This window comes from Amycolatopsis sp. AA4 (genome assembly GCF_002796545.1).
Lineage (GTDB): Bacteria > Actinomycetota > Actinomycetes > Mycobacteriales > Pseudonocardiaceae > Amycolatopsis.
In genome coordinates this window covers 184,093-199,171 of the sequence record NZ_CP024894.1, presented here as the reverse complement: position 1 = coordinate 199,171, position 15,079 = coordinate 184,093, and the positions used below count along the sequence as shown (strand labels likewise).

19 protein-coding genes are annotated in these 15,079 nt (G+C 69.7%); 8 read left to right on the top strand and 11 right to left on the bottom strand.

The features are described 5' to 3' along the window. The first annotated feature begins 24 nt into the window (after positions 1-24). The gene (gene purU / locus CU254_RS00970) at positions 25-876 is read left to right on the top strand and encodes a formyltetrahydrofolate deformylase (protein ID WP_037712165.1); all 852 of its coding nucleotides are present in this window, start codon (positions 25-27) and stop codon (positions 874-876) included. A 114-nt stretch (positions 877-990) separates the two neighbouring features. Here purU and CU254_RS00965 read toward each other — a convergent pair whose 3' ends face one another. After that, positions 991-2,037 carry an NAD(P)-dependent alcohol dehydrogenase gene (locus CU254_RS00965; RefSeq protein WP_009071913.1) on the bottom strand — a complete coding sequence of 349 codons (1,047 nt, stop codon included), beginning with the start codon at positions 2,035-2,037 and terminating at the stop codon, positions 991-993. Between the two features lie 121 nt (positions 2,038-2,158). On the opposite strand from CU254_RS00965, the gene CU254_RS00960 reads away from it, so the two are divergent. Then, positions 2,159-2,776 (top strand): TetR/AcrR family transcriptional regulator, encoded by a 618-nt coding sequence (locus CU254_RS00960; RefSeq protein WP_086024930.1) that lies wholly within the window; start codon positions 2,159-2,161, stop codon positions 2,774-2,776. Here CU254_RS00960 and CU254_RS00955 read toward each other — a convergent pair. Next, a complete protein-coding gene (locus tag CU254_RS00955; protein WP_009071909.1) occupies positions 2,757-3,701 on the bottom strand; it encodes a YafY family protein in 945 nt (314 codons plus the stop codon). The genes CU254_RS00960 and CU254_RS00955 overlap by 20 nt on opposite strands. Positions 3,702-3,763: 62 nt before the next feature. Here CU254_RS00955 and CU254_RS00950 point away from each other — a divergent pair, with 62 nt between their 5' ends. Genes CU254_RS00950 through CU254_RS00940 form a run of 3 tightly spaced genes read left to right on the top strand, consistent with a single transcriptional unit; the run spans position 3,764 to position 5,271 of the window. Further along, complete coding sequence (locus CU254_RS00950; protein ID WP_009071907.1) at positions 3,764-4,156, top strand: RidA family protein; 393 nt, start codon at positions 3,764-3,766, stop codon at positions 4,154-4,156. After that, complete coding sequence (locus CU254_RS00945) at positions 4,153-4,557, top strand: SRPBCC domain-containing protein (RefSeq protein WP_009071905.1); 405 nt, start codon at positions 4,153-4,155, stop codon at positions 4,555-4,557. The genes CU254_RS00950 and CU254_RS00945 overlap by 4 nt, the downstream gene beginning before the upstream one ends. A 54-nt stretch (positions 4,558-4,611) precedes the next feature. Then, positions 4,612-5,271: a haloacid dehalogenase type II gene (locus tag CU254_RS00940; protein ID WP_009071903.1), complete on the top strand. Its 660-nt coding sequence runs from the start codon at positions 4,612-4,614 to the stop codon at positions 5,269-5,271. On the opposite strand, the gene CU254_RS00935 is transcribed toward CU254_RS00940, so the two are convergent. The 3 genes from CU254_RS00935 to CU254_RS00925 all read right to left on the bottom strand — a co-directional run bounded on the left by CU254_RS00935 (position 5,261) and on the right by CU254_RS00925 (position 7,853). Next, positions 5,261-6,286 (bottom strand): NADP-dependent oxidoreductase, encoded by a 1,026-nt coding sequence (locus CU254_RS00935; RefSeq protein ID WP_009071900.1) that lies wholly within the window; start codon positions 6,284-6,286, stop codon positions 5,261-5,263. The two genes, CU254_RS00940 and CU254_RS00935, sit on opposite strands and share 11 nt — an antisense overlap. Before the next feature lie 114 nt (positions 6,287-6,400). After that, positions 6,401-6,835 carry an SRPBCC family protein gene (locus tag CU254_RS00930; protein ID WP_009071899.1) on the bottom strand — a complete coding sequence of 145 codons (435 nt, stop codon included), beginning with the start codon at positions 6,833-6,835 and terminating at the stop codon, positions 6,401-6,403. A gap of 100 nt (positions 6,836-6,935) precedes the next feature. Next, a complete protein-coding gene (locus tag CU254_RS00925) occupies positions 6,936-7,853 on the bottom strand; it encodes an ABC transporter substrate-binding protein (RefSeq protein ID WP_037712162.1) in 918 nt (305 codons plus the stop codon). A gap of 140 nt (positions 7,854-7,993) precedes the next feature. Between CU254_RS00925 and CU254_RS00920 the strand changes: the two genes are divergently transcribed. Together CU254_RS00920 and CU254_RS00915 are read left to right on the top strand one after the other, a co-directional pair. Continuing rightward, complete coding sequence (locus CU254_RS00920; RefSeq protein WP_009071894.1) at positions 7,994-8,686, top strand: ABC transporter permease; 693 nt, start codon at positions 7,994-7,996, stop codon at positions 8,684-8,686. After that, positions 8,683-9,396 (top strand): ABC transporter permease, encoded by a 714-nt coding sequence (locus CU254_RS00915; protein ID WP_009071892.1) that lies wholly within the window; start codon positions 8,683-8,685, stop codon positions 9,394-9,396. The genes CU254_RS00920 and CU254_RS00915 overlap by 4 nt, the downstream gene beginning before the upstream one ends. Here CU254_RS00915 and CU254_RS00910 read toward each other — a convergent pair. From CU254_RS00910 to CU254_RS00890, 5 genes are all read right to left on the bottom strand, one after another. Further along, positions 9,350-10,738, bottom strand: a complete 1,389-nt coding sequence (locus tag CU254_RS00910) for an aromatic amino acid lyase (RefSeq protein WP_009071890.1) — start codon at positions 10,736-10,738, stop codon at positions 9,350-9,352. The two genes, CU254_RS00915 and CU254_RS00910, sit on opposite strands and share 47 nt — an antisense overlap. Positions 10,739-10,748: 10 nt before the next feature. Continuing rightward, entirely contained in the window at positions 10,749-11,294 is a 546-nt protein-coding gene (locus tag CU254_RS00905; protein WP_009071887.1) for a YbaK/EbsC family protein, read from the bottom strand. A gap of 31 nt (positions 11,295-11,325) precedes the next feature. Next, complete coding sequence (locus CU254_RS00900; RefSeq protein WP_037712157.1) at positions 11,326-11,619, bottom strand: DUF2516 family protein; 294 nt, start codon at positions 11,617-11,619, stop codon at positions 11,326-11,328. A 446-nt stretch (positions 11,620-12,065) separates the two neighbouring features. Then, positions 12,066-12,755, bottom strand: a complete 690-nt coding sequence (locus tag CU254_RS00895) for a hypothetical protein (RefSeq protein ID WP_009071883.1) — start codon at positions 12,753-12,755, stop codon at positions 12,066-12,068. Then, positions 12,752-13,147 carry a helix-turn-helix domain-containing protein gene (locus tag CU254_RS00890; RefSeq protein WP_037712155.1) on the bottom strand — a complete coding sequence of 132 codons (396 nt, stop codon included), beginning with the start codon at positions 13,145-13,147 and terminating at the stop codon, positions 12,752-12,754. The genes CU254_RS00895 and CU254_RS00890 overlap by 4 nt, the downstream gene beginning before the upstream one ends. A gap of 140 nt (positions 13,148-13,287) precedes the next feature. Here CU254_RS00890 and CU254_RS00885 point away from each other — a divergent pair, with 140 nt between their 5' ends. Then, entirely contained in the window at positions 13,288-14,427 is a 1,140-nt protein-coding gene (locus tag CU254_RS00885) for a methyltransferase domain-containing protein (protein ID WP_009071879.1), read from the top strand. Between the two features lie 10 nt (positions 14,428-14,437). Here CU254_RS00885 and CU254_RS00880 read toward each other — a convergent pair whose 3' ends face one another. Then, positions 14,438-15,079, bottom strand: coding sequence for an AAA family ATPase (locus CU254_RS00880; RefSeq protein WP_050788101.1), 642 nt, complete (start codon positions 15,077-15,079; stop codon positions 14,438-14,440).

Here is a 15,079-nt window from a genome sequence, read left to right as displayed (position 1 = left end):
CGCGTGTCAGATCCCCAGCGTTACGTGCTCACCTTCGGCTGCCCCGACCGCACCGGCATCATCGCCCGCATCTCGGGCTTCCTCGCCGACCACGGAGGAATGATCGTCGAGGCGGCGTATCACACCGACCCCGACTCGGGCTGGTTCTTCACCCGCCAGGTCGTCCGCGCCGATTCGCTGCCGTTCGACGCCGAGGGATTGCGCGAGCGGTTCGGCGCGGTCGCCCGCGAACTGTCCGCCGAGTCGAGCTGGCAGGTGCGCGACACCGGCGAGCGGCCGCGCGCGGTCGTGCTGGTCTCGAAGGCCGGGCACTGCCTGTACGACCTGCTCGGCCGGGTCGCCTCCGGGGAACTGGACGTCGACATCGCCGCGGTGATCGGCAACCACGATTCGCTCGCGGACATCACGCGCGCGCACGGGATCCCGTTCCACCACGTGCCGTTCCCGGCAGGCGACCCGGACGGCAAAGCGGCCGCGTTCGCCCAGGTCCGCGAACTGGTCGACGCGCACGACCCGCACGCGATCGTGCTGGCGCGGTTCATGCAGGTGCTGCCCGCCGACCTGTGTGCGGCGTGGGCCGGACGCGCGCTGAACATCCACCACAGCTTCCTGCCGTCGTTCATCGGCGCGAAGCCGTACCACCAGGCGCACACGCGCGGCGTGAAGCTCGTCGGCGCGACCTGCCACTACGTCACCGCCGACCTGGACGCCGGGCCGATCATCGAACAGGACGTGATCCGCGTCGACCACGGCGATTCGGTGCAGGACATGGTGCGCAAGGGCCGCGACATCGAGAAGGTGACCCTCGCCCGTGGCCTGCGCTGGCACCTGGAAGGCCGTGTTCTGGTGCACGGCAACCGCACCATGGTGCTCTGACGCGCTGGCTCTCTGTCCCGCAGACGTCCGTGAAGGGCTCCTTGAGGGAATCTGATTCCCTCAAGGAGCCCTTCACGGACCTTCACCTGGCATGGGAGCGCGCTCGGCGAGGGGTCAGCCGATCGTCGAGGTGTCGATCACGAAGCGGTACCGCACGTCGCTGTTCTCGACCCGCGCGTACGCCTCGTTCACCTGGTCCGCGCTGATCGTCTCGATCTCCGCGCCGACGCCGTGCTCGGCACAGAAGTCCAGCATCTCCTGGGTCTCCGCGATGCCGCCGATCATCGAACCGGCCAGCACGCGGTTGCCGCCGAGCAGGGAGAAGACGTTGTACTCCAGCGGTTCCCCCGGCGCGCCGACGTTCACCATCGCGCCGCCGACGCGCAGCAGGCTGAGGTATGCGTCGACCGGCAGCTTCGCCGAGACGGTGTTGAGGATGAGGTCGAACCGGCCGGCGAGCGTCTCGAAGGTCGACTCGTCGCTGGTCGCGTAGTAGTCCTTCGCGCCGAGCCGAAGGCCGTCTTCCTGCTTCTTCAGGCTCTGGCTGAGCACGGTGACTTCCGCGCCCATCGCGACGGCCAGCTTGACCGCCATGTGCCCGAGCCCGCCGAGGCCGACGACGGCGACCTTCTTGCCCGGCCCCGCGCCCCAGCGGCGCAGCGGCGAGTACGTGGTGATGCCCGCGCACAGCAGCGGCGCGGCGACGTCCAGTTCGATGCCCTCCGGGATCCGGCAGACGAACGCGTCCTTCACGACGATCTGCCGGCTGTATCCGCCGTAGGTGTTCTCGCCGTCGAAGCCGACCCCGTTGTAGGTCTGCACGTTGCCCTTGACGCAGAACTGCTCCGACCCGGCGCGGCAGTACTCGCATTCGCCGCAGGAATCGACCATGCAGCCGACCCCGACCCGGTCGCCGACCCGGTACTTCGTGACGTCCGAGCCGACCGCGGCGACCACGCCGGCGATCTCGTGGCCGGGCACCATCGGGAAGATCGCGGTCCCCCAGTCCTGGTGGACCTGGTGCAGGTCGCTGTGGCAGATGCCGGCGTACGCGATGTCGATCAGCACGTCGTCCGGCCGCAGGTCGCGGCGCTCGATCGTCGTCGGCGCGAGCGGTCCGCCCGGCGTCGCGGCGGCAATGGCGGAGGTGGTCGTGGTCATGAAGGCCTCCTGGGTGTCCCGGCCGGTCCGGGACAAAGTCGATGTAAGAACCCTCTTACATCGACTACCGTAGGCCTCGCCTTATTCCTCGACACGAGCACGATCGGGTGTGACGCACGACATGGCGGCGCAGTACCACCATCGCAATCTGCGCGCCGAGCTCGTGCGCGTCTCGCTCGATCTGATCGCGGAGAACGGGATCAAGGGCTTCTCGGTCGCCGAAGCCGCCCGGCGGGCGAAGGTTTCCACCGCCGCGCCGTACCGGCATTTCCCGGACCGCGCGGCGTTGCTGGCCGCAGTGGGCACGGTCGCGGCGCGCCAGTTGCGCGAACTCGCCGAGGAGGCAGCCGCCGCCGAGACGGACGAAGGCGCCGCGCTGGCCGCCGTCGCCGCCGCGCACACCCGGTACCTGATCGACACCCGGATCGGCCTGCACGTCTTCTTCGCCTCGGAGCTGGCTGACGTGCAGTACGTCGAACTGCACGATGCCCGCCGCGAACTGGTCGACGCGTCGCTGCTGCGCTGCCTCGCGATCGCGCCGGACCCGGCGATCGCGCTGGAGCTGATGGAACAGCTCCACACCCAGGCGTACGGCTACGGCGATTTCTACCTCAACGGCGTCTACCAATGGCTCGGCTATCCGACGGAGCAGGTCGTCGCGAAGTCGCGGCGCGCGGCGCGGATCGTGATCGAGGCTTATCGCGCGAGCAATCCGGCGATCAGCCCGGCGGAGTGGTGACGTAGCGGGCCGCCAGCCAGGAACCGAAGGCGTGCAACCGATCGGCGAGCGCGGACGGTTCGAGGACGTCGAAGTCCACGTCCAGGTAAGCCAGCCAACGCGCGGCCCAGTCGAGGTCGTCGGTGCCGAACCGGAGTTCGCATTCGTCGCCGTCCCCGACCACCGTGGCCACACTCGGGTCGACGAGTTCCCGGACCAGGTCGGCCGAGGTGTGCACCTGGCCCCGGACGCGATACCGCCACCTCGCATCCGTGATCAGATCGGCCACAGTGGACGGTGGTTCCGGCGCGGGCAACTTGCTCCCCAACGGCTGGACCGCCTCGATCCGGTCCACCGCAAAGGTTTTCCAGTCCGCGGCACCGCGCGGGCACGCCACGAGGTACCACTGCCGTCGCACCGTGACGAGCCGATAAGGCTGCACATCCAAGGGTTTCGCGGACGGAGCGTCCAAGGCTCGATGTCGGATCCGGACCGCTTCACCAGCCCGGCAAGCCAACGCGAGCGGCACCAGGATGTCCCGGGCGGCCTGCCGGAAAGGCTTGCCCGGCAACGATTCCACGCTCGCGAGCGCGGCAAGCCGAGCCTGCCAGCGCGTCGGTACCACCTGGGTCAGCTTGGCCAGCGCGGTCACCGTGGCGGTTTCCAGGCCGTCGACCGCCACCGCGGTCTGCAGGCCGAGCGAGACCGCGGCGACTTCGTCGGCGTCCAGCAGCAGCGGTGGCATCGCGGTCCCGTGCGCGAGCCGGTAGCCGCCGACCCGGCCCGGTTCGCCGTCGATGCGATAGCCGAGTTCGCGCAGCTGAGCGATGTCGCGCCGCGTGGTGCGCTCGGTGACGCCGAGCCGGGCCGCGAGGTCGGTGGCCGAGATGCCCGGGCGCGCCTGCAGCAGGGCCAGCGTCTCCAGGCGACGGCTCGTGGTGGTCATGATTTCGATTCTCGCGCAAAACTAGGACAGTATCCGACTGGGTATCCGGTCATCCTTGGTTCATGACTCAACTGCTCCGCCCCGAAGGGCTCGTCCAGTCCCCCGCCTTCACCCACGTCGCCGTGGTCCCGCCGGGCGCGACCACGGTCTACGTCGGCGGCCAGAACGCCGTCGACGCGAGCGGGAAGCTCGTCGGCGGAACTGACGTCGCCGCGCAGGTCGAGCGCGTGATGGCCAACCTGAAAACGGCACTGGCCGCCGCGGGCGCGACCGTCCAGGATGTGGTGATGCTGAACATCCTGCTGGTCGAGGACGTCGACCTGGCCCAGGCCTACCCGGTCGCCGCCGCGGGCCTGGCGGGCGCGACGCCGCCGGTGACCGCGCAGCGCGTGGCTGGGCTCGCCGTGCCGGGCGCGCTCGTCGAGGTCAGCGCGATCGCGGCGGTGGCCCGGTGACCGTCGGGAAGACCAAGGACGCGGGCTGGCAGATCGGGGTGTCGAAGACGGTCGGCCGCTCCGCCGAAGAGGTGTGGGACTTCATCACGTCTGCGGAAGGCGTGGCGATCTGGCTCGGCGAGGGGGTGACCGTCCAGCCCGAACCTGGCGTCGGCTACGAGACCGCCGACGGAATCCGCGGCGAGACGCGCAGTTTCCGCGAACTGGACCGGATCCGGCTCACCTGGCAGCCCGCCAGCTGGTCGCACGAGACGACGCTGCAGCTTGCGGTCCGCGCGAGCGGCGCGGACAAAGCGATGCTGCGCATTCACCAGGAACGGCTGGCCGACGCCGCCGAACGGGAGCAGCAGCGCCGCCATTGGCAGGGAGTTCTCGCCGAATTGATCACCGCGCTTGCCTAGCCCGCGCCCGACGGAGGACCCTGGTCTTCGAGCGGTTCACCGGCAGGAGGCGCGATGCTGTGCGTGTTCGATGTCAACGAGACGCTGCTCGACCTGAAGGTGCTCGACCCGCTGTTCGCCAAATTCACCGGAGACCCGCACGCGCGGCAGGAATGGTTCACGCTCGCGATCCACACCGTGCTCACGGTGACCGCGGCCGGCCAGTACCGCGATTTCGCGCAGATCGCCGGGGAAGCCGCGGCCGCCGTGTGCGCGCGGCACGGCCATGAACTGACCGACATCGAACTGGCGAAGGTCGGCGACGGCCTGCGGGCGCTGCCCGCACACGCCGACGTCGTGCCCGGCCTGGACCGCTTGCGCCAAGCCGGGCACCAGGTCGTCGCCCTCACGAACTCGCCGCTCGCGACCGCCGAGGCGCAGCTGCAAAACGCTGGCCTGGCAACGAAATTCGACCGGATCTTCTCCGCGCAGCAGGTCAGCAGGCTCAAGCCCGCGCCGGAGCCGTACCTCCAGGTGCTGCGTGCCTTCGGCGTCGAACCCGGCCAGGCGGTGATGATCGCCGCGCACGGCTGGGACATCGCCGGGGCACAAGCCGCGGGACTCCGGACCGCGCTGCTCGCGCGTCCCGGAGTCCATCCGCTGCCCGGCCTTCCCGCCGCGACCTACACCGCGGCGACGCTGCCCGAATTGGCCGAGGCGATCGTCAGGAACTGAGGCGCACCAGCATCTTTCCGGTGTTGGCCCCGCTGAGCAGGCCGAGGAAGGCGTCCGGCGCGTTGCGGATGCCGTCCACAAAGGTCTCGGAGTACTTGATCTCGCCGGACGCGACGAGCGGCGCGACCTCGGCCACGAACTCCTGCATCAGGTGCCAGTGGTCCAGCACGAGCAGGCCGCGCATGGTGATCCGCTTCGCGATGAGCTGCACCAGGTTGCGCGGGGCCGGCGTCGGCTCGGTGGCGTTGTACTGCGAGATCATGCCGCAGATCGCGATCCGGCCGTGCAGGTTCATCGACGCGATCGCGGCTTCCAGGTGCTCGCCGCCGACGTTGTCGAAGTAGACGTCGATGCCCTCGGGCGCGGCCGCGGCGAGCTGCTCGGCGACCGGTCCGTCCTTGTAGTTGAAGGCGGCGTCGAAGCCGAGTTCCTCGGTGAGGTAGCGGACCTTCTCCGCCGAACCCGCGCTGCCGATCACGCGCTTGGCGCCCTTGAGCCGCGCCAGCTGCCCGACGAGCGAGCCGACCGCACCGGCCGCGCCGGAGACGAAAACCGTGTCGCCCGGCTTGAATTCCGCGCTCACCAGCAGCCCGGCGTACGCGGTGAGGCCCGGCATCCCGAGCACGCCGAGGTAGGTCGACAGCGGCGCGACGGAATCGTCCACTTTGACCGCTCGCTTGGCGTCGAGCACCGCGTGCGTGCGCCAGCCCGCCTGGTGCAGCACGTGGTCACCGACCGCGAAGTCGTCCACAGTGGACTCGACGACCTCGCCGACCGCGCCGCCCTGCATGGCCTCGCCCACCACGAACGGCGGCGAGTAGGACTTCACGTCGTTCATCCGGCCGCGCATCGCCGGGTCGACGCTCATCACCAGGTTGCGCACCAGGATCTGGCCGGGACCCGGCTTCGGCACCTCGGTCTCGACGATGTCGAAATTGTCCATGGTCGGGACGCCGTGCGGACGGGCCGCGAGCCGGATCTCGGTCGCCTTGGCGGGCGTTGCGGGTGCGTTCACCGTCGAACTCCGTTTCGTTCAAGCCGGACTGAAGCGGGGCGCGCGCCCCGTCTACCCCGGCCAACGGAGAAACCGGGGCGCGCATTCCGATTGTCCCCGGAGCTGTGGCCAGCGCTACACGATCTCCGCGAGCTTGCCGAGCACGCCGTCGTAGATCTTCTTCAGCCCGGCCGGCGCGAAGGTCTTCTCGAAGAAGCCGCCGATGCCGCCGGCGCCGTCCCAGCTGGTCTGGATGCGGACCAGCGAACGCTCGCCGGAGGCGGTGACGGTCCAGGTGGTGACCATGCTGGAGTTCGCGTCGGTCTCGACGAAGGTGCCCGGCGACGGTTCGGTCACCGTGGCCGCGACGTCGCGCACGCGCTTGGACGTGGCCTGCAGCTTCCAGCTGGCCTTCGTCCCGGCTCCCACGCCGCCCTCGCTGACCTGGTAGTCGCGGTAGTGCTCGGTGAGCAGCTTCGGCCGCGTCTCGGCGTAGTCCGCGACCAGCTCACGCACGCGTTCCACCGGCGCGTCGATCGTGCGCTCCGCGGTGGCCGTGACCTTGCCCATGTCGTTTCCCCTGCTCTCGTCGGTTTCCGCCGCAGCAACCTTCGCACACGCGCGGAAACCCCGGGAGCGGCGGTACGCACCCGCCGCTCCCGGGAGAGCGTCAGGACAGGCCCTGCTGCTTCAGCCAGTCCTTGGCCACGTCGGCGGCGGGCTCGCCGTCCGCGTCGACCCGCTTGTTCAGCTCGCGCATGCCGTCGGTGGTGAGCTTCGCGCTCACCGCGTTGACGACGTTCGCGAAGTCCGGGCCGCGTTCGTCGAGCACCTTCTTGTTCACCGCGGGCACCACGTTCTCGGTGGGCACGATGGCGAGGTCGTCCTTGAGCGCGACGTACTGCGGGTCGCCGACCAGCGGGCTGACCGAGTCGACCGGGATGACCGTCACCGCGCCGGAGTTGAGCTGCTGCACGCGCGGCCCGGCTTCCTGCACGGTCTGGAAGGTGATGTTCGTCAGCTTGTAGACGTCCGTGAAGCCCTTGAAGCACGGCAGCCGCTTCTCGCACTCCGGCGCACCCGCCATGACGACCTTGTCGAGCTTCTTCAGGTCGCTGATCGACGCGATGCCCTTCGACTTCGCGAGATCGGCCTTCACGATGTAGGTGTTCTTGTCCTCGGCGGCGGCGTAGTTCAGCAGCCCGACGCCCTCCGGCGCGAAAAGCTTCTCCAGCTGGTCGTGCTCGGCCTTGGCGTCCTTCGTGGCCTCCTTGCCGAAGCCGGTCGTGATCGCCGCGCCCTGGTACTCCGGCAGGAACTGCAGTTCGCCGGACTTCAGCGACGGGTAGACCAGCTCGCGCGAGCCGAGGTTCAGCTTCCGGGTGACCGGATAGCCCTTGGCCTCCAGCGCGCCCGCGTAGATCTCGGCCAGGATCTGGCTGTCGGTGAAGTTGAACGAGGCGACGACGATCGGAGCGCCGCCCTTGCTCGGCGCGGCCGGCTGGTCGCTTCCCCCACCGCACGCGGTCAAGCCGAGCGCGGCCGTCGCCAGCAGCGCGGCCACTCGGATGTTCCGGGTCCAGCGCACGTGTCCCCACACTCCTCAGTTCACTCGTTTGTGGGAATGGACCCTAACCGCGCCCCCCGACAGAAACCACTGGTTAGGAATCCTCGCCACGGAATCCCAAGGGCCGGAATATTGTCGCTCGATCGGGGTAAGGTCACGCCGTGCACGCGTCCGTCACCCCGCTGCTGGCCGACAGCAGCCGCCCCCTCTTCGAATGGCGGTGGGTCGAACGCAACGCCGACGCGATTCTGCAGCGGCTCGGCGAGCACATCGCCCTCACCGCGACCGCGCTCGGCGTCGGCCTCGTGCTCTCGCTCGCGCTGGCCACGCTGTGCCTGCGCTACCGCTGGTTCTATCCGTTTGTCGTCGGCGCGGCGGGCGCGCTCTACGTGATCCCGAGCCTGGGCGCGTTCGCGCTGCTGGTTCCGCTGCTCGGGTTTTCCTTCGCCACCGCGGTGATCCCGCTGGCGACGTACACGCTGCTGATCCTGATCCGCAACATCGTGACCGGCGTGCAACAGGTGCCGACCGAGGTGCGCGAAGCGGCGATCGGCATGGGCTTCACGCCGCGGCGGCTGTTGTGGCAGGTGGAGCTTCCGCTCGCGCTGCCGGTCGTGATCGCCGGGCTGCGGGTGGCCGCGGTGACGACGATCGGCCTGGTCACCGTCACGTCGCTGCTCGGCAAGGGCGGCCTCGGCTACTTCATCCGCGCCGGCATCCAGACGACGGTCCCGAACCCGAGCCCGATCATCGTCGGCGTCGTGTTGTCGATCGCGCTGGCCGTGCTGGTCGATTTGCTGCTGTGGCTGAGCGAACGCGCGCTGGCCCCGTGGGCTCGGAGGGCCGCGCGATGAGCTTTTTCGAGCAGCTGAGCCACTGGCTGGCCGATCCGAACCGCTGGAGCTGGACCGATCCGGCCGGGATTCCGTTCCGGACCGTGCAGCATCTGTGGTTCTCCGCGCTGGCGCTGGCGCTCTCGATCGTCCTGACCGTCCCGCTCGCGCTCGTGCTCGGGCACTACCGGCGCGGCCAGTTCCTGGCCAGCAGCGCGGTGAACATCGGCCGGGCGATCCCGAGTTTCGGGCTGATCATCCTGTTCTGGTTCCTGGCCAGCCGCTGGGGCGCGAACACGGACTTCTGGCCGCTGCTGCTCGCGCTCGTCGCGCTGGCGCTGCCGCCGCTGTTCACCAACACCTACGCCGGGGTGGTGCAGGTGGAACAGGAGGTCGTCGACGCGGCGCGCGGCACCGGGTATCGCGAATGGCAGATCATGTTGCGCGTGGAACTGCCGCTGTCGTCGCCGGTGATCGTGGCCGCCGCGCGAGTGGCGTTCCTGCAGCTGGTCGCGACGGTCGCGATCGGCGCGATCGTCAACGACGGCGGCGGCCTCGGCCGCTACATCGTGGACGGCTTCGCCCTCGGCGAGCAGGGCCACGGCGAAATCTTCGGCGGCGGCCTGGCGGTGGTCGTCCTGGCGTGGGTGTGCGAGGGCTTGTTCGCGCTGCTGACCAAGCTGGCTACGCCTCGCGGTCTCGCACTCCAGCAGGCCCGTCGGGACTCGTGAGGCAGACCTCGGCCAGCCGGTCGATCTCCGGCCCCAGCGACCGGTCGACCACCACCGGTTCGATCCTCTCCGCGAGCCAGGCGTAGGTGTCACTGAGCTTCGGCGCGCCTGAGGTTTCGCGGAGATACCGCGCCTGCCGTCCGGCGATCAGCTCGCAAGCGGTGATGGCGAAGAAGTGTCCGAGGACGGTCTCGAGTTCGGCTCCGGCCTGGCTGGCAAACGCTTGCACGTCCTCCTGACCAGCGGAGGTGTCCAGCGACCCGAGCGTCGCCGGAGCGGCTAGACGGCGCATCGCGTGCAGCTCGCCCGCCGCGCGTTTGTGCAACGGCGTCAGTCCGGCCTGCGGCCCCGGATCCACCGCGAGCTGCGGCGGCAAACCGCTGAACTGTGGGTCGAGGAGGCGATGGAGGCGCTGTACCGAGGCCTCCGCCGCATGGATCAGCGCGGCTTTGACGGCGTCCATCCTCAGCCCGAGCGCTGCGGCGTGATAGCCGGTGGTCGGGAGGAACTCACCGTCCACGAAGGCTGGGGAGTCCGCCGGCGTTTCCCCGGAGTCCTGCAGGGTTTCCCGTAGTTCCTCGACAGTGCGGCTGACGTATCCGAGCACCTTCGGGCCAACTCGCACCGAGATCGGCGCCTGCACGACTCCGTCTTTCGCGGCGGCCCCTTCGATGAGTTTCTCGACGCGGGTGCCGCGGTAGATCGCTTGCGGTGCGCCGAGAACGTCCACGGTGATCGCCGCGCAGAGCGTCTGCCAATCGATCAGCCGACGCGCGCGTTTGCCGCAGACCCACGCGTACGCCTCGGCCAGCGGCGAACCTTGGATGAGGCTCGCCCCTTCCTTCGGCCCCAGCACGAACGGCTGCACGCTGCGCTTTTGCAGCGCTTCCGCCGCCGGGACCTCGGCACCGTCCTCGATGACCGTGCCGAGCCCGACGAAGGTCTGGAACGCGTGCGCGAGCGGGATGATCTCGCCCGCGCTGCCGAGACTGTCTCTGGGGACGGCCGGGAGGAACCCGTCGTTGAGCCGGTCCGCGAGGAAGGTGACCAGCTCGGGGCTGACCGCCGCGTCGCCGCGAAGAAAGCCGCGCAGCCGCATGCGCAGCAACGCCCGGGTCAATTCCGGCGACAGCCACGGTTTCCCGCCGACCGCCCGGCCGACCAGCAGATTCCGCTGGTGCTCGGCCTGCTGCGCGACGGTCAGCCGGGTCCCGGCGAGCCGTCCCATGCCGGTGTTGACGCCGTAGATCGGGGTGTCGTCGCTCAGCGCGGCCAGCATCGCTTCGCGCCGCTGCCTGAGCGCTTCGAGAGTGCCCGGGCTGATTTCGACTGGTTCGTCCACTATGGACAGTTCAGCGCGCGAGCCCGTCGATGACCTCGGCGTTCGGCAGCCCCGCGAGCGCCGCGCCGGAGATCAGGAGCTTGCTGCCGCGAATCCCGCTGCCGATCACCAGCTCCGGCGCGTCCGCGACGGCTTGGTCGATGAGGATCGGCCAGTCCGAGGGCAACCCGACGGGCGTGATGCCGCCGTACTCCATGCCAGTGAGGGAAACGGCCTCGTCCATCGGCGCGAAGGACGCCTTGCGCACGTCGAGCCTGCGCTTGATGACGCCGTTGACGTCGGCGCGGGTGGTCGCGAGCACGAGCGCCGCGGCGAACCGGACCTCCCCGGCCCGCTTGCCGGCGACCACGACGCAGTTCGCGGACGCGGCCAACGGCGACCCGTAGGCCTCGCAGAACGCGGCGGTGTCGGCGAGTTCCGGATCGATCTCGGTGACGCCGAGGTCGTCCGGCGCGGGCATCGCGGCCAGCGCCTTGGCGACGGGCTCGGCGAGCAGGTCGGTACGGGTCGGGGCGGGAACGACGGTGAGGCTTCCGGCGATAGTCCAGGTGGTCACCGGCCCGAATGTAATCCGCCGGGCGCCCCGGTCACCAGTTGCGGTGGCCCCGCTGCACCTCGATGAGCTTCGGCCGCACGTCGACGATGTAGACGAGCGCCGCCGCCATCGCGGGCACCCAGAAGATGAACCCGGGCCCCTGAATCTGGAACAGCACCAGGGCGAGCGTGGCCCCGCCGGTGATCAGCATCCAGATCGGCTTGGTCTTGCGATCGGCCGCCGAGTACGCGTCGGCTCGCTGGAGCAGCGCGTGAACGAAGGCGAAGAGCCCGACCAAGGCGCTGCCCCAGTGGATGACCCAGAGGATCCAATCGGCAACCAGCACGACGCCAGCTTACGGCAAACCGCCCACGCCGCCCGCTCCCCCGAACCCCGGCCTCGCCACGTGACTGCTGGTCAGGATCGGGTCGGCGGCGTTTGGCCACGGTTTGCCGCGCCGCCGGGGACCCGGGGTGACAACGGTCACTTCTCGCCTGCTTCTCGCGAACCCAGGTCGAGCCCGACGAGACTCAGCCGAGTCGGGTCCGACCCGGCACCGCAACCGCCTCACACTGCGGCCCGACCACACCGCCAAACGCCGCGACCGCCCACGACAGCCGGGCCAAAACAGCACACGGCGGCCGGGCCAACCCTCGGCCCGGCCGCCGTGCGACCCCTCGATCTTCAATTCTCGCCCGGGGCGACTCCGGCGCAAACCGAGTCACCCCAACGGTTCCGGCACCGGAGTACCGAACCGCCGTCAGCGCGGAAGCCGCGGCAGGGAAACCGCCGTCACTTCTCCGTCTTCGGCGCGGCGGCCGGCTTCTTCGCGTTCGCCGTCGTCGTGCTGGTGGTCGTGCGGCGGGCCGGGGTGGCGGTCTTCGGCGCGGTGCGGTTCGCGGCCTTGCGGGCCACCGACCGGGTCTCGTGCGCGACGTTCTCGCCGATCTCCTCGACCGCGTCCGCCGTCTCGCCGGCCACCTCGGTCACCTTGCGGGCGGCCTTCTCGCCGGCCGAGCGGGTGCGCTTGGTGACCTTCGCCAGCACGCCGTCGACGCGCTCGCGGGTCTCCTCGGTCAGGCCCTCGACGCGCTCCTGCGCGGCGGTCAGCGCGTCTTCCAGCTGCTCGATGGCCTTCTTGACCTGCGGCTGCGCGGCGATCTTGTCCCACGCCTGCTCGCCGGACTCGGCCAGCTTGTTGTACAGCTTCAGCGCGGCCTCGGTGTACTCGTCGATGGCCTTGCGCAGTTCGGCCGGGTCGAGCTTCTCGCGGAGGCTCTCGACGTCGGTCGGCAGCTCCTCGAGACCCTTGCGGGCGGCCTCGGTGTTCTTGGTGACGTTGGCGCGGGCCTTGGCGACCGCGTCGGTCACGGCCTGGCTGGCCAGGTTGCCGGCGCCGAGCGCGGCGAGCAGCGGGGTGCGGACCTGGTCGAGCGCGGTGTTGACGGCCTTGCGGACGTCCTCGGTCTTGGGCGTGGTCATGCCGACTCCTCAGTGGTGTCTTGGGTGGTCTTCGGTGCGGTGTTCACGGCGGCGTTTTCGCGCCGGAAGGACTCGTAGACGTCGAGCAGGACCTGCTTCTGCCGTTCGGTCAGCTCGGCGTCCGCGCGGATCGCGTCGCCGACCGGGCCGCCGGTCGGCAGGTCGAGAATCCCGGCCTGCACGTACAACGCTTCGGCCGAGATCCGCAGCCCCTTGGCGATCTGCTGCAGGATCTCCGCGCTGGGTTTGCGGACCCCGCGCTCGATCTGGCTCAGGTACGGATTGGACACCCCGGCGAGCTTCGACAGCTGGCGCAGCGAAATCTTCGCGGAACTGCGCTGCTGGCGGATGTACTCGCCGATGTCGGAGGCGATGTCCGCGACCTTGTCCATGGGGCGCTGTGCTCCGCCGGGTTCTGTCATCCGGTCACCTCCTCGCGACCTACTCGACAGTACGCTCGCGTGCTAGCTATTGCAAGCACCCTGCTTGCAACCATCGGGTGTGGTTCCGCTCACCCCGTTACCCTGGGCTTATGCGGGCCCAACGGTTGCGTCGTCGGCTGGTGCGGCACCTCGTCGAAGAGGACGTGCTGCACGACGAAGCGTGGACGCGCGCCTTCGCCACCGTCCCGCGGCACGTGTTCCTGCCGCGGTTTTTCGTGCCCGCCGGCCACCTCTGGGCGGCGGTCGACCGCAGCGACCCGGATTGGCTGGACCGCGTCTACTCGCGCGACGTCCTCGTCACCCAGCTCGACGACGACCCGGCGCTCTGGGACCGCGCCCGCGCGCACGGACCGGTCCCCGGCGTGCCGACCAGTTCGTCCAGCATGCCCGCGATCATGGCGATCATGCTGGAAGAACTCCTGGTCCGCGACGGCGATCGGGTACTGGAGATCGGCACCGGAACCGGCTACAACGCGGCTTTGCTGTGCCACCGCTGCGGTTCCGGCCAAGTGTCCACAGTGGACATCGACCCGGCCATCGCGGCCGCCGCGCAGGAACGCTTGACCTCCTGCGGCTACGCCCCCGCGTGCGCCACCGGCGACGGCGCACTCGGCTTCCCGGCCGGGGTGCTCTTCGACCGGATCCTGTGCACCGCGTCGGTATCGCGGATTCCCCTTGCCTGGCTTGCTCAAACACTCCCCTGCGGCCACATCGTGACCACCCTCAACCGCCCGCTCGGCGGCGGGCTGGTCCGCCTCACCGCCGGTGAAGGCGCGACGGCCGAGGGCAAAGTCCTTGCCCGGGACGGCCGCTTTATGCCTCTGCGCGCGCATCGCCTGCCGCCGCTCGCGGAACTGCCGCCCGCTGAGGAGGCACAATGGCGTCCGACGGAGCTTTCGATGACGGATGTGCTTAAGCCGCAACGGCATTTCGAGTTTTTCGCGTCGCTGGAGTTGCCTGACGTTCGCCCGGTGCACGTAGACCCGAACGGCGCCTTCGCGCTGTCTCATCCGGACGGTTCCTGGGTCCGCACCCGTCGAACCGACTCCGGTTTCGAGGTGGCGCAAGGAGGTCCGCGCGCGCTGTGGGATCTCGCCGAGGACGCACACCGCCGCTGGGAATCGCTGGGGCGGCCCGGCCGTTCGCGCTTCGGCCTCACGGTCACCAGCGACGAGCAGACTTTCTGGCTGGACGATCCGCAATCCGAGAACCGCTGGCCGTGCGGCTGATCGCGGGTGCCTACGCACCAATTCCTAGGTCCGACCCAATTCTGGCCCGGACCCACTTTTCCACCGCGGTCACGACGTCGTCGAGCCGGGCCTGCGTGGTGTCGATGGACTCGACCTGCCCGCGTATCCACAGGTTGAACTCGAGCATCTCCTCGATGCGCGGCTCGTCCCACTCCCGCCACGCCGGCCGGGCGCGCAGCCGACGCCGGAGAGTCTCGTTGTCCGCGACCAGAGCCAGATAGTGCACGTCCGAGAAGAAAACGCGCTCTGGCAACGGTTCCAGCTCCTGGGGAGCGACCGTCCCGCACAATACGACCGGCCGTCCGTTCTGGTGCAGCATCGCCGTCATCCGCAGCCAGGCCCCGCGAAACGCCGGATTCCCCGGGACGTCGTCGCGCAACGCGCCAGTCCACAGCACGTCCTGCTCCAGCACGACCGCCTCGCCCGCCAACCGCTGCGCCAGCTTCGGCCCGACTGTCGATTTGCCGCCCGCGCTCGGCCCCGTCAACGCGAACAACGGCAGCCGCCGGAACGGCCACCGATGTCCGCATTCCGCGCACCGCAAGAGGTCCCCGTCGGCCTGTGGACAACTCGCCCGGTCGCCGCAGGCCGGACAGATCCGCAGATCGAGTGCTACCGGAACTGTGGACAA

Excerpts from the sequence above, each read along its gene's own strand:
- CU254_RS00965 (WP_009071913.1), bottom strand. The coding sequence starts at position 2,037 with ATGACCACGACCACCTCCGCCATTGCCGCCGCGACGCCGGGCGGACCG.
- CU254_RS00960 (WP_086024930.1), top strand. The coding sequence starts at position 2,159 with ATGGCGGCGCAGTACCACCATCGCAATCTGCGCGCCGAGCTCGTGCGC.
- CU254_RS00955 (WP_009071909.1), bottom strand. The coding sequence starts at position 3,701 with ATGACCACCACGAGCCGTCGCCTGGAGACGCTGGCCCTGCTGCAGGCG.
- CU254_RS00950 (WP_009071907.1), top strand. The coding sequence starts at position 3,764 with ATGACTCAACTGCTCCGCCCCGAAGGGCTCGTCCAGTCCCCCGCCTTC.
- CU254_RS00940 (WP_009071903.1), top strand. The coding sequence starts at position 4,612 with ATGCTGTGCGTGTTCGATGTCAACGAGACGCTGCTCGACCTGAAGGTG.
- CU254_RS00930 (WP_009071899.1), bottom strand. The coding sequence starts at position 6,835 with ATGGGCAAGGTCACGGCCACCGCGGAGCGCACGATCGACGCGCCGGTG.
- CU254_RS00915 (WP_009071892.1), top strand. The coding sequence starts at position 8,683 with ATGAGCTTTTTCGAGCAGCTGAGCCACTGGCTGGCCGATCCGAACCGC.
- CU254_RS00895 (WP_009071883.1), bottom strand. The coding sequence starts at position 12,755 with ATGACCACGCCCAAGACCGAGGACGTCCGCAAGGCCGTCAACACCGCG.
- CU254_RS00890 (WP_037712155.1), bottom strand. The coding sequence starts at position 13,147 with ATGGACAAGGTCGCGGACATCGCCTCCGACATCGGCGAGTACATCCGC.
- CU254_RS00885 (WP_009071879.1), top strand. The coding sequence starts at position 13,288 with ATGCGGGCCCAACGGTTGCGTCGTCGGCTGGTGCGGCACCTCGTCGAA.